The 13021-nt window shown below is 55.7% G+C and carries 14 protein-coding genes; 7 read left to right on the top strand and 7 right to left on the bottom strand.

Annotated elements, in window-relative coordinates; genetic code table 11:
• The first annotated feature begins 139 nt into the window (after window positions 1-139).
• From FCL49_RS16565 to FCL49_RS16585, 5 genes are all read left to right on the top strand, one after another.
• Window positions 140-583 (top strand): lipocalin-like domain-containing protein, encoded by a 444-nt coding sequence (locus tag FCL49_RS16565; RefSeq protein WP_174354402.1) that lies wholly within the window; start codon window positions 140-142, stop codon window positions 581-583.
• Complete coding sequence (locus FCL49_RS16570) at window positions 580-1248, top strand: glutathione S-transferase family protein (protein ID WP_174354403.1); 669 nt, start codon at window positions 580-582, stop codon at window positions 1246-1248. The genes FCL49_RS16565 and FCL49_RS16570 overlap by 4 nt, the downstream gene beginning before the upstream one ends.
• A gap of 47 nt (window positions 1249-1295) precedes the next feature.
• Window positions 1296-1703, top strand: a complete 408-nt coding sequence (locus FCL49_RS16575; protein ID WP_174354404.1) for a VOC family protein — start codon at window positions 1296-1298, stop codon at window positions 1701-1703.
• 336 nt (window positions 1704-2039) lie between these two features.
• Window positions 2040-3401: an NCS2 family permease gene (locus FCL49_RS16580; RefSeq protein WP_174354405.1), complete on the top strand. Its 1362-nt coding sequence runs from the start codon at window positions 2040-2042 to the stop codon at window positions 3399-3401.
• 184 nt (window positions 3402-3585) lie between these two features.
• Window positions 3586-5235, top strand: a complete 1650-nt coding sequence (locus tag FCL49_RS16585; protein WP_174354406.1) for a Na+/H+ antiporter — start codon at window positions 3586-3588, stop codon at window positions 5233-5235.
• Between the two features lie 29 nt (window positions 5236-5264).
• Here the strand turns inward: FCL49_RS16585 and FCL49_RS16590 are convergent, their stop codons facing one another.
• Window positions 5265-6152, bottom strand: coding sequence for a LysR family transcriptional regulator (locus tag FCL49_RS16590; RefSeq protein WP_174354407.1), 888 nt, complete (start codon window positions 6150-6152; stop codon window positions 5265-5267).
• Window positions 6153-6289: 137 nt separating this feature from the next.
• On the opposite strand from FCL49_RS16590, the gene FCL49_RS16595 reads away from it, so the two are divergent.
• A complete protein-coding gene (locus FCL49_RS16595) occupies window positions 6290-6712 on the top strand; it encodes a CidA/LrgA family protein (protein WP_174354408.1) in 423 nt (140 codons plus the stop codon).
• Entirely contained in the window at window positions 6705-7394 is a 690-nt protein-coding gene (locus tag FCL49_RS16600) for an LrgB family protein (RefSeq protein ID WP_174354409.1), read from the top strand. The genes FCL49_RS16595 and FCL49_RS16600 overlap by 8 nt, the downstream gene beginning before the upstream one ends.
• Before the next feature lie 49 nt (window positions 7395-7443).
• On the opposite strand, the gene FCL49_RS16605 is transcribed toward FCL49_RS16600, so the two are convergent.
• The 6 genes from FCL49_RS16605 to prmA all read right to left on the bottom strand — a co-directional run bounded on the left by FCL49_RS16605 (window position 7444) and on the right by prmA (window position 13012).
• Entirely contained in the window at window positions 7444-8142 is a 699-nt protein-coding gene (locus FCL49_RS16605) for a CTP synthase C-terminal region-related (seleno)protein (RefSeq protein ID WP_438827232.1), read from the bottom strand.
• A gap of 123 nt (window positions 8143-8265) precedes the next feature.
• Window positions 8266-9186 (bottom strand): kdo(2)-lipid IV(A) palmitoleoyltransferase, encoded by a 921-nt coding sequence (gene lpxP / locus FCL49_RS16610; protein WP_174354410.1) that lies wholly within the window; start codon window positions 9184-9186, stop codon window positions 8266-8268.
• A gap of 356 nt (window positions 9187-9542) precedes the next feature.
• Window positions 9543-9839, bottom strand: a complete 297-nt coding sequence (gene fis / locus FCL49_RS16615; protein ID WP_000462905.1) for a DNA-binding transcriptional regulator Fis — start codon at window positions 9837-9839, stop codon at window positions 9543-9545.
• A gap of 21 nt (window positions 9840-9860) precedes the next feature.
• Window positions 9861-10826, bottom strand: a complete 966-nt coding sequence (gene dusB, locus FCL49_RS16620) for a tRNA dihydrouridine synthase DusB (protein WP_174354411.1) — start codon at window positions 10824-10826, stop codon at window positions 9861-9863.
• A gap of 386 nt (window positions 10827-11212) precedes the next feature.
• Window positions 11213-11947 carry a carbonic anhydrase gene (locus FCL49_RS16625; protein WP_174354412.1) on the bottom strand — a complete coding sequence of 245 codons (735 nt, stop codon included), beginning with the start codon at window positions 11945-11947 and terminating at the stop codon, window positions 11213-11215.
• A gap of 183 nt (window positions 11948-12130) precedes the next feature.
• On the bottom strand, window positions 12131-13012 hold the full coding sequence (gene prmA / locus FCL49_RS16630) for a 50S ribosomal protein L11 methyltransferase (protein WP_135318220.1): 882 nt from the start codon (window positions 13010-13012) through the stop codon (window positions 12131-12133).
• Window positions 13013-13021: the final 9 nt, after the last annotated feature.

Consider the following 13021-nt stretch of genomic DNA (forward strand, 5'->3'; position numbering starts at 1 on the left):
ACTGAATAGAAAATCGGAGAGTTTTGATAATCTCTATCAAATAAACTGACTTATTTTTGAACCCTACGGTTGACGCTGGCGTGCTGGAAAAATCGCCACTACCCTTTGAGTACGCAGCAACCTTAGAGGAGTAAATGGCATGTCAGTCAACGCGTTTATAGGTAGCTGGTCATTGGTGTCTTCTGTCTTCAAAGGGGAAGACGGCAAGGTCAATCACCCGCTGGGCGAGCAGGTGCTGGGTCGCATTAACTACGAACCCAATGGCACCATGGCGGCGCAGCTCTACAGCGCCACCCGGCCACGCTTTGCCGCCGACGATCTGGCGCAGGGCACCGGCCAGGAAACCCACGCCGCCTTTATCAATATGATTTGTTATTTTGGTCGCTATCAGGTGGATGAAAGCGACCAGCGGATAGTGCATCAGGTTGAAGGCAGCTCGTTCCCCAATTGGATCGGTAGCCGGCAGGTGCGCTTTTATCATTTCACCGGCGATCGTCTCCAGCTTCGTACGGTACCGCTGCAGCTAGGCAACGGCGTGCAGGTCGGTGAACTGGTGTGGCAACGGATAGGAGCGCCCTCATGATCATTGTTCACCATCTGAATAACTCGCGTTCGCAGCGCATTCTGTGGTTTTTGGAAGAGTTGGATGTGCCCTATCAGGTGCAGCGCTATCAGCGCGATCCGCAAACCATGCTGGCGCCGCCGGAGTTAAAGAAAATCCATCCGCTGGGCAAGTCGCCGGTGATTGTCGACGGCGATCTGACGCTGGCGGAGTCTGGCGCCATTATTGAATACCTGCAGGAAGCCTACGACGCGCAGGGGCAGTTTATGCCCACCGACTACCACGCCCGTCAGCAGTTCCGATATTGGCTGCATTATGCTGAAGGTTCGCTAATGCCGCTGTTGGTGATGAAGCTGGTATTTAGCCGGTTGGGACAACCGCCGATCCCCTGGTTGTTGCGGCCGGTGGCGGGGGCAATTGGCAAAGGCGTGCAGCGTGAATATCTGGACAAACAGATCGCGCCGCACTGTGATTATCTGGAACAGCACCTGAGCAAAAGTACCTGGTTTGTCGGTAATGAATTCAGCGCGGCGGATATCCAGATGAGCTTCCCGCTGGAGGCGATGGCGGCACGTGGCGCACTGGACGGTTGCCCCAAGCTGCGCGGTTATCTGCAGCGCATTCATACGCGTCCGGCCTACCAGCGGGCGCTGGAGCAGGGCGGGCCATATGACCTGCTGAGCTGAGGCGATGGGCTATACTCGATGAGGTCACCCTTCATCGGAGGTAGCCCATGGCTACGCAAATCTTTGTTAACCTGCCGGTGGGCAATCTGCCCGCCTCCATGACATTTTTCACCGAACTGGGGTTCAGCTTTAATCCCCGGTTTACCGACGATACCGCCGCCTGCATGGTGGTTAGCGACAGTATTTATGTGATGTTGCTGACCCACGACAAATTCAAAATGTTCACCCCGAATCCGATTGTCGACGCCAAAAAATCGACCGAGGTTTTGCTGTGTCTGTCGCAGCCCGACCGGGCGGCGGTGGATGCGCTGGTCCGCAAGGCGATCGCTGCCGGTGGCAATACCTATAATCAGCCGCAGGATTACGGCTTTATGTACGGTCACGGCTTCCAGGATTTGGACGGCCATATCTGGGAACTGATGTACATGGACGAAAAGGCCGCACAGCCCCAGTGACCCTGTTTGCCCTCCGAACGGGGGGCTTTCCCATCAGATTTCCCTATGTGACAAATTTCATATTTTCGATAATGATGGGCCCCAATACTTTTCTGCATAAATTGCCGCGATCTTTGGTTGATCAGAGGGCACAGAAGGCTGGATAATCGTTTGCCTTGAATAAACCACCATAAATCACCCGCCTCATGCCTTGAGAGTTAATCGTTTGCCTTAATAAGCGCCGCCAATGGGCGACGTGAGTGAAAGACCGAAAAGCAAACGATACCCTAGCAAACAGGTGTGGGCGGAATAACAAGCCTTGCAACGGGCTGGCAATGAAACACAGGGGACAGCAAGATGTCGAATTCTCAAGCGAACAACGCCGTTAAACCAAAAGGCGGGCTTGATGGTTATTTTAATATTTCTGCGCGTGGCAGCAGCGTGCGGCAGGAAGTGGTGGCGGGGTTAACTACCTTCCTGGCGATGGTTTACTCGGTGATTGTGGTGCCGAGCATGCTGGGCAAGGCGGGTTTCCCGCCAACGGCGGTGTTTGTCGCCACCTGTCTGGTTGCCGGTCTGGGCTCGTTGCTGATGGGGCTGTGGGCTAATTTGCCTATGGCTATCGGCTGTGCGATCTCACTGACCGCTTTTACCGCCTTCAGCCTGGTGCTGGGTCAGCACATCAGTATTCCGGTGGCGCTGGGTGCGGTATTCCTGATGGGCGTGCTGTTTACCATTATCTCGGTCACCGGTATCCGCGCCTGGATCCTGCGCAATCTGCCGATGGGCGTGGCGCACGGCACCGGTATCGGCATTGGCCTGTTCCTGTTGCTGATCGCCGCTAACGGTGTGGGCCTGGTAGTGAAGAACCCGCTGGACGGCTTGCCGGTAGCATTGGGCGCCTTCACCTCATTCCCGGTGGTGATGACACTGCTTGGGCTGGCGGTGATTTTCGGTTTGGAAAAGCTGCGCGTACCTGGCGGTATCCTGCTGGTTATTATTGCTATTTCGGTGATTGGGCTGGTGTTTGACCCGGCGGTGAAGTATCAGGGGCTGTTCGCCATGCCAAGCCTGGCGGACGCCAACGGCCATTCGCTGATTTTCAGTCTGGATATCATGGGCGCCTTGCAGCCGGTCGTATTGCCGAGCGTATTGGCGTTGGTGATGACGGCGGTGTTTGACGCCACCGGCACCATTCGTGCGGTAGCCGGCCAGGCTAACCTGTTGGATAAAGACGGGCAGATCATCAACGGTGGCAAAGCGCTGACCTCGGACTCCCTGAGCAGCATTTTCTCCGGCCTGGTGGGCGCGGCTCCGGCAGCGGTGTATATCGAGTCGGCTGCGGGTACTGCGGCGGGCGGTAAAACCGGCCTGACCGCGACCGTGGTCGGTCTGTTGTTCCTGATGATCCTGTTCCTGTCGCCGTTATCTTATCTGGTACCGATTTACGCCACCGCACCGGCGCTGATGTACGTCGGCCTGCTGATGCTGAGCAATGTCACCAAGCTGGACTTCGACGACTTTGTTGATGCCATGTCCGGCCTGCTGTGTGCGGTATTTATCGTGCTGACCTGTAACATCGTTACCGGCATTATGCTGGGCTTTAGCGCACTGGTGATTGGTCGTATCTTCTCCGGTGAATGGCGCCGGTTGAATATCGGTACCGTGCTGATTGCCGTGGCGCTGGTGGCATTCTATGCCGGCGGTTGGGCAATCTAATCATGTTGATGTTTCCCCCGTCGCTTTGGCGGGGGATGTTTTATCCCCATTTCTGCTTCAGATAAGTCTCCTTCTGCCGATACTGCATTTTGAATGGCACAACAAGCTTTAACCGCTGTAAAAAAAGTGATCTACTATCGGGCATATTCAGAGATATTTCTGAACCCTGGAGTCTAAGGAAAGCATGGAAATCTTTTTTACAATCCTCATTTTAATTTTGGTGGTCTCCCTGTCCGGGGTGGTGACGCGCATGTTGCCGTTCCAGGTGCCATTGCCGTTAATGCAAATCGCTATCGGGGCCTTGTTGGCCTGGCCGCATTTTGGGCTGCACGTCGACTTTGACCCTGAATTGTTCCTGGTCCTGTTTATTCCGCCATTGCTGTTTGCCGATGGCTGGAAAACCCCGACGCGTGAGTTTTTGCATCACGGCCGTGAAATCCTTGGCCTGGCATTGGTGCTGGTGCTGATTACCGTTGTCGGTGTTGGCTACCTGATTTACGCCATGGTGCCAGGGATCCCGCTGGTGGCGGCGTTTGCCCTGGCGGCGGTACTGTCGCCAACCGATGCCGTGGCGCTGTCCGGCATCGTGGGTAAAGGGCGTATTCCCAAGTCGATCATGGGGGTGCTGGAGGGCGAGGCGCTGATGAACGACGCGTCCGGTCTGGTCTCACTCAAATTCGCCATCGCAGTGGCAATGGGCACCATGGTGTTTACCGTGGGCGGGGCGACGCTGGAGTTCCTCAAGGTGGCGATCGGCGGCCTGCTGGCCGGTGTGGCGATCACCTGGCTTTACAGTAAATCGTTGCGCGTAATGAGCCGCTGGAGCGGCGACGACCCGGCGACGCAAATTGTATTCCTGCTGCTGTTGCCGTTTGCCTCTTATCTGATTGCCGAACATATTGGCGTCTCAGGCATCCTGGCCGCGGTGGCTGCGGGGATGACCATCAGCCAGTCCGGCGTGATCCGCAATGCCCCGCTGGCGATGCGTCTGCGTGCCAACAGCGTCTGGGCGATGCTGGAGTTTGTGTTCAATGGCATGGTGTTCATCATGTTGGGGCTGCAGCTGCCGGGCATCCTGGAAACCTCCATTTTGCAGGCAGAGCTGGATCCGACCATTCAGACCTGGTACCTGTTTGCCGATGTTGCCATTATCTACGCCGCGTTGCTGGTGCTGCGCTTCACCTGGCTGTGGCTGATGAAAAACGCCAGCCGTCGCTTTATGAAAAAACGGCCATTGCAGTTTGGCGATTTCACCACGCGTGAACTGTGGGTGGCGTCGTTCGCCGGGGTGCGTGGGGCGATTACGCTGGCGGGTGTGCTGTCTATCCCGCTGTTGCTCAGTGACGGTTCCGCCTTCCCGGCGCGCTATCAACTGGTGTTTATCGCCGCCGGGGTGATCCTGCTTTCGTTGCTTGTCGGTGTCATGGCGTTGCCGCTGTTGCTGCGCGGCGTACAGGTGGCAGACAAGAGCGTCAGCAAGAGCGAGGAACGGATGGCGATTGCCATGGCTGCCGAGGTGGCGATCGAAAGCATCAACAAAATGGAAGAACGCCTGGCGGTGGATACCGAGGAAAATATCGATCCGCAGGTGTTGAAAGAGATCAGTTCGCGGGTGGTCGGCACGCTGCGGCGGCGCATCACCACCAAAGACGATATCGAAAATGCGCTGATGCTGGAAAACCTCGAGCGGCGTTTTCGCCTGACGGCGCTGCGTGCCGAGCGCGGTGAGTTATATCATCTGCGCGCCACGCAGAAAATCAGCAACGAGACGCTGCAAAAACTGTTGCACGATCTCGACCTGCTGGAAGCGCTGTTGATTGAGCGCGAGGGGTAATGCCAACGGGGCCGCAGACGCGGCCCTGATTATTTGACGGGTGGCCAGAAGTCACGACAGCAGGCGATCCAGGCCTGGGCGCTGTGCGACAGATAACTGCCCTGACGCCAAATTAACCCCACCTTCCATTCCATGCGTGGCTCCAGCGGCAGCCAAATCAGGTTTTCCTTATCCAGCCATTGGCAAACCGGCTCCGGCAGGGTGGCGATGCCAACCCCGGCCTGCACCATCGACGCCAGAAAATCCCACTGCCCGCTGCGAACCGCAATCTGGGGTTCAAAACCGGCCTGGCGGAATGCCGTCATCAGCATCTTGTAGAGCGCGAAGTCCTCGTTATAAAGCAGGATCGGCCAATTGGCCAACTCGGAGATATGGATACTGGTGCGGTTCAGCCAGTGCGGCGTTCGTGGTGCGACCACGCACATGGGGTGGCCGAGCAAGGGCAGAAAGGTCAGTGGCTGAGCGGAGTCGACCGGCAGAATGGTCATCGCCAGATCCAATTCACCGGACATCACCGCCTGTTCGACCGATAACCCGCCCAACTCTGAGATTTTCAGTTCGATACCAGGGTAGGTGTGGCGAAACTGTCGGATCAAATCGGCAATCTGCCGGCCGACCATCGGCGGGATACCGAGCCGCAGCACGCCTTTTTTTACCGAACTGATGTCTTCCAGCTCGGCCTCCAACTGGCGGAATTCATCGATGATGGCCAGACCGCGCTGATACACCGCCTGACCGCTGTCGGTCAGGTGCAGCCTGCGGCCTTCGCGGATCAGCAAGGTGCATTCAAGCTCCTCTTCCAAATGGCGCAGCATTTTGCTGATGGTTGGCTGGGTGACGAACAATTTTTCCGCCGCGCGGGTAAAGCTTTGCTGACGTACCACTTCCACAAAATAGCGTAGGGTGCGGACATCCACGTTGGGTTCTCCTGAGGACATTACCGGCAGGAAATTATTCCCTGATGGCATGATATGGATGATTTTAATTCATTTCATGGGAGGTTTCCTGGCTGCGTATACTGTAAAACGCGAATTTTTGTTTAAGGTCATTTTCCATGTTACTGGCGTTACGCCACGCTGCTCCCAGTTTGCTGGCTCGCTTGCAGGTGCCGATTCAGGTTGTGTTGTACGCGGTGTTGTTTTTGATTGCCGACCGGTTGGTGCAACAGTTCCATTTGCCGCTGCCCGCCAATATTATCGGCATGTTGATGCTGCTGGCGCTGATCTTGCTGCGCATTCTGCCGTTGAGCTGGGTCCGGGCCGGTTCACGCTGGCTGCTGGCCGAGATGCTGCTGTTCTTCGTTCCGGCGGTAGTGGCGGTGGTTAACTATGCCCAGTTGCTGATGGTGGAAGGCTGGAAGATTTTCCTGGTGATTGCGATTAGCACCACGCTGACGCTGGGCGCGACGGGCCTGGTGGTCGATCGGGTCTATCGACTGGAAGTCTGGTTACAACGGCGAAAACAGCGCGATGAATGATTTTATCCTGAGCATTGCCTGCTTTGTGGCGACGTTGGCGCTGTATTTCGCCAATAAAAAACTCTACCGCCGCCGCCGTACCTTGTTGTTAATGCCCTTGGTACTGACGCCCATGATCCTGGTGCTGTTGCTGGTGGTGACCCATATTTCGTACCAGGACTACATTGGCGAAACGCACTGGTTACTTTGGTTGCTGGGGCCGGCCACCATCGCCTTCGCGGTACCGGTATACGAGAACCTGCATATTATCCGCCGCCACTGGCTGTCGCTCAGCGCCGGAGTGCTGACGGCCGTGCTGGTGGCGGTTTACAGCTCGGTGTGGCTGGCGCGCCTGCTGACGCTGCCGGAAGAGGTGCAGCGCAGTCTGGCAGTGCGCTCCATCACCACGCCGTTTGCGCTGGAAGCGGCCAAACAGATGGGCGGGCAGGCAGATCTGGTGGCGCTGTTTGTGGTAATCACCGGGGTATTCGGCATGGCGGTGGGGGATATGCTGTTCCTGCGGCTGGCGGTGCGCAGCAGTCTGGCGAAAGGAGCCGGGCTAGGGGCTTCGTCACACGGTGCCGGTACCGCGAAAGCTTATGAGATGGGGCAGGAAGAAGGCGTGGTTTCCAGCCTGGTGATGATGTTGGCGGGGATTATCACGGTAATTGCCGCACCGCTGATAGGGCAACTGATGTGGTAAGTTTCTGATAATAGGGCCATGTCGGCATGGCCCTCATTATCCGCAACTGTCAGATATTTGCGGCGGTCTTGATCAGTTCCACCACCAACGGGGAAAGCTCGTTACGTAATGCCGCCCGTTCAGACTGGAACAGCGTAGCGGCGTAAAAACGGTGCCCCGGCAACTCGATTGACCGCACGTCACCTTCGCTGTCGCGGCCGCTGATCATCAGCGGATGCTGCTGTAGATCGGCGACAAATTCCGGGTTAACGCCGAAGTTGCAGTGGTAACCTTCGTGCGTTTCCAGCTTGCCATAGACACGGGCAGCCAGCGTATTGGGTTGGAAAATAATGGCACCGCTTTTTTCGACCAGCGAACAGCTCAGTGGGGCAATCACCAGCCTGCCGCCATTGTCGGTTTCTGCATGTCCGGCGTCATGCCAACCCATAACGTTGCGCGCGTATTCCACAATCGCATACTGGAAGCCACCGCAGGAGCCGAGAAAAGGGACGTTCTGCTCACGGGCATGGCGGATCGCCATAAAGGCACCGTCGTCATGATTATACGGGCTGCCGGGTACCACCCAGATCGCATCATAGTCTTGCAGTACTGAGGGGGCGGTAATGGTTTCTGTGGGCAGCCAGTGGGATTGGATATCGACGTTAAGATGTGAGGCGGTAAGCTTGAGAGCAATGGGGATAGCCTGGTGAGAAACGGCCTCGGGTTTGTAGTCACCGACCAGAGCAATGCGAACTTGAGCTTTCATCATTTCCTTTTCCTGTGCGGGTAAAAAAGGAGATTACAGTAAAGCCGATCGCCAATCCGCAGTTTTTTTAAACGCGGCGCACAAAAAAGCCCTGTGTTGGCCGGGCTCGGAAAATCAGGTTTTGGCTTAGTACAGCGACGGCGCGCCGGCCGGGCGGGTTTTGAAGCGACGATGCAGCCACATATACTGCTCTGGTGCGCGCATGATCTCTTTTTCCACCACTTTATTCATGTAAGCCGCGGCGGCGATTTCGTCGCCGATAGGGTAATTTTCCAGTGCCGGTTGGATCAGCAGATCATAACCCCGGCCTTTTTCACGACGGATCAGCACCACAGGCACCAGCGCCGGTTTGGCCATGCGTGCCAGCATATAGGTACCGCTGGTGGTGGCGGCCTGATCGACGGCGAACAACGGAGCGAACACGCTGCCACGTGGGCCGTAGTCTTGATCCGGAGCGAACCAGACGGCTTCGCCACGCTTAAGGGCCTGAACCATACCGCGCAGGTCCTTGCGATCGAGCATCGCCTTGTTGGAACGCATACGGCCTTTGGTTTGCGCCCATTCCATCGCTTTATTGTTGTGCGGGCGGTACATCGCCATCATCGGCTGGCACAGCCCCATGGCACGACCACCCAGCTCCAGCGACATAAAATGCACGCCAATCACCAGCACGCCGCGTTGGTTTTGCTGTGCCGCTTTCAGGTGATTGATGCCGGAAACGTTGAACCAGCGCTTAACGCGTTTATCTGACCAGAACCAGGCCATGCCGGTTTCCAGCAGGCCCATGCCGAGGGATTCGAAGTTGCCAATCACTTTGCGCTCGCGCTGCGTCACATCCATGTCCGGGAAACACAGTTCCAGGTTACGGCGAGTAATGGAAACCCGACGTTTCAGGAAACGCATCGAGGTGCGGCCCATCCATATACCGAGCTTGTGCAGCAGCGGGTAGGGGAGTTGAACCAGTAAGAACAGACAGCCCAGCCCGAACCAGGTAAACCAGTAGCGAGGATGTAGCAGGGCCATTTTGAATTTTTGCGGACGCTTCATATGAACTCATTTATGCATTAAAAGGGGCAGCAATCTGTAACGCACAAAGATCCACTCAATTGCGATACGACCACTCAGACACCCAGACATCACTATCGTTTGGCCAGATTCCATAATTGACCAAATCTTTACACTCGAAGGGCGGTTCGCGTTGCTATCAGGCTTCGGAGGGATGGCTGCAGGCCCGCGAAGGCGGCTCCAGGAATGTATATTGTAACACACAATACGGCCCGACGAGGAGGAGTGGCATGCGAATATTCTCATTCGCATTGACCCGATTTTGAGAAAACCCCAGAAAAGAAAAAGGCGCCGCCCCTTGCGAGGTTGCGCCTTTTCAACATGCCAACTGACTAGTATCAGTTCATGCCGTATTTTTTCAATTTCTTACGCAGCGTACCGCGGTTGATGCCCATCATCAGGGCTGCACGGGTCTGGTTGCCACGGGTGTATTGCATCACCATGTCCAACAGTGGCTGTTCAACTTCAGCCAATACCAGCTCATACAGATCGTTAACGTCTTGACCATTCAGTTGAGCAAAATAGTTCTTCAGTGCTTGTTTCACCGAGTCACGCAGAGGCTTTTGAGTCACTTGGTCCTGTGAGTTCACGGTAGAAACGGTCAGTACGTCAGAATTTACGCGTTGTTCGAACATAGTTCTGTCAGCTCTTTTTTGTTACGCAAGATTTTCGAAATATGCCTCCAACGCCTCCAGCTGTTCGCTGGCATCCTCTATGGCGTTGAATGTGCGCCGAAACTGGTCATTCGGGGCGTGCTCCTGGAGATACCAGGATACGTGCTTACGAGCAATCCGGAATCCCTTGCCTTGGCCGTAAAAGCCGTGCAATTCCCGAATATGCCCTATCAACAAACGCTTAACCTCGCCAAGCGGCGGAGGGGGCAGCAGTTCCCCAGTGTCCAGATAATGCTGGATTTCCCGGAAGATCCAGGGTCTCCCCTGAGCAGCGCGGCCTATCATCAGGGCATCAGCCCCAGTGTAGTCGAGCACTGCTCTGGCTTTATGCGGGTCAGTAATGTCGCCATTCGCGATAATCGGAATGGAAACACTCTGCTTAACTGCCCGAATGCTGTCGTACTCCGCGTCGCCGTTGAACAGGCAGGCACGGGTTCGGCCATGAATAGTCAGGGCCTGTATACCACAGTCTTCGGCCAGTTGGGCAATCTCTACACAGTTACGGTGTTCGGGTTCCCAGCCGGTACGGATCTTAAGTGTTACCGGCACATCCACAGCGTTAACTACCGCGTGGAGGATCTGTTTAACCAGATCCGGGTACTGCAGCAATGCAGACCCTGCAAGCTTCCGGTTCACTTTCTTGGCCGGGCACCCCATATTGATGTCGATGATCTGTGCGCCACTGGCCACGTTAATCCGTGCCGCGGCGGCCATATCATCCGGATCGCATCCGGCAATCTGCACGGAACGGATCCCTGGTTCATCGCTATGGACCATACGCAGACGCGACTTATCCGTCCGCCACACCTCCGGATTGGAGGAGAGCATTTCGGATACAGCCATCCCAGCACCCATTGCATGACATAGGGCTCTAAACGGGCGATCTGTAATGCCGGCCATCGGGGCCGCAATCAAGCAATTTGTAAGCTGGTGGTGTCCAATGCGCATAGACAAAGAGTAACCATACTGTGTCCGCAAGGGCGCGTATATTACGCATTTTTGCGTTGAGATGAAAGGCCAAACTTTGACCAATCAGGCGCTATTCGGCAATAAAAATGCACCTCGTCAGGATCTATAAAAATATTATATATATTTAACAATGAGTTGACGAAAAATGGTCAATTAGTGCTCGATAAAATATTCCCCATACAACAGAATTTTATCTGTAATGAGTCTCGATTCAGCTGGATATCGTCAGCGATATAGGCCATTTGTCAGGGTATTGCGTTGAGAAGGGGCTCAATTACGCTGAAATCGCGTGACGAGGGTTGTAGCTAAAGAGGGGGATTTTCACCACCAGCTATCAAGCCAGCGGTGAAGTTATTCCGACAGCCTTAATCGATGATAACGCGGCCGTTGAGCGGCTGTAGCGGACGATTGTTCGCATGGTGAACTACGGCGCGGAATTGGGCGATCTGCTCGGCAGAGGCGCTGACAGGCTTATCCAGCACCATCCAGCTTACTCCTTCGGAACAAGGGGGCGTGGTTAACGAGCCGCTGAACCGATAGAAGTTAAAGTTTGCGGGGAGCAGCGCCTTGATATCCAGCGGCGTAGTTAGCACAGCGGTCTGATCGACGGTGGTCGGCATCTGCCGCCAGGCCTGCGCCAGTTGCGGGTTGGCTTCGCCTTGCTGGAACATCAATGCCAAGACTGCCAGTGCACCCTCTTGGTCTTTATAGACAAAGTGCGCCTCAAGGGGGAATTGTTTGCCGTCAATTTCGTTTTCGCTGGGGGCGTGGAAGTGAAATTGTTGCAGCGTGAAAGTGTCGTTATCCAGCACTAACGTATTGCCGCCGCTGACGTTTACCTGCACGGTATGGCCGTTATTGACGATCTGCTGCTTGCCCGGTTGGAAAGCCAGTTTCAGTTTGTGGTGCTGGGTTTTCAGAGCACCCTTAACATTAACCGGTGACTGGTTCTTACCGGTTTCGCACAGCGAAAAGTCCGGAGAGAGTTTCCCCCAGTGCGCGGGATCTTCCTGGCCTTCATAACCCCAATGGGCCTGCTCGGTGGCGCTAATTGAAAAACTGGAGACCAGTAAAGCGGCGAGTAGTAATTTCCCTTTCATTGCCAATCCTTATTGAAAAATAGTGAGTATCCTTTGGCGGGCAGCAGCTAAAAAAGCGGCTGTTAACGCGCCTGCAGCATACCTCTGCTTTTCGTCAGGATAAATCAGCGAAATCTCAGGCGGAAAAAAAAACCACCGTAACGGATTAGGTTATCGGTGGTTTTTATCAAAGCAACACTGTCATTATTTGCGTTGGCCGGTGATGCGACACCATTCTTCGCGTTCGGCTACCGGGTCGAGCGTGAATTTATCTTCATAGGCTTGCGCCACGCTCGCTGCCTGGGTAGCCAGCACGCCGGACAGGCCCAGATAGCCACCGGATTTCGGCAGGCAGCCGATCAGCGGGGCCAGTTCACGCAATGGACCGGCCAGAATATTGGCGACGACCACGTCAGCCAGCAGGTCAGCAGGTTGGTCTTTTGGCAGATACAGCTCCAGACGCTCTGAAACGCCGTTACGCTGCGCGTTGTCGCGACTGGCCTGAATGGCCTGGGGATCGATATCGATGCCGATAGCGCGTGCGGCACCGAGCTTCAGGGCGGCAATCGCCAGGATGCCGGAACCACAACCGAAGTCGATAATGGTCTTACCGGCCAGATCCAGGCCATCGAGCCACTGCAGACACAGCGCCGTCGTCGGGTGGGTGCCGGTACCAAACGCCAGGCCCGGGTCGAGCATCACGTTAACCGCATCCGGGTCGGGCACGTCACGCCAGCTTGGGCAGATCCACAGACGCTCGCCGAAGCGCATTGGGTGGAAGTTGTCCATCCACTCACGCTCCCAGTCTTTGTCTTCCAGCTGTTCAATCTTGTGGCGGAAACCGGCGCCCAGCAGTGGATGCTGTTCCAGCATTGCCACCACTTCGGCCATATCGGTTTCAGCGTCGTACAGCCCGATCACATCGGTATCGCCCCACAGCAGGGTTTCGCCCGGCAGCGGTTCGAACACCGGATTGTCGTGGGTGTCCTGAAAGGTCACCGATACTGCGCCGCTTTCAACCAGCGCGTCGCTCAGGTCTTCTGCCTGGCTGCCGGTGGTGTTCAGTTTGAGTTGGATCCAAGGCATAACAATTCT

The organism is Serratia proteamaculans, from assembly GCF_013337185.1.
Taxonomy (GTDB): Bacteria; Pseudomonadota; Gammaproteobacteria; order Enterobacterales; family Enterobacteriaceae; genus Serratia; species Serratia proteamaculans_D.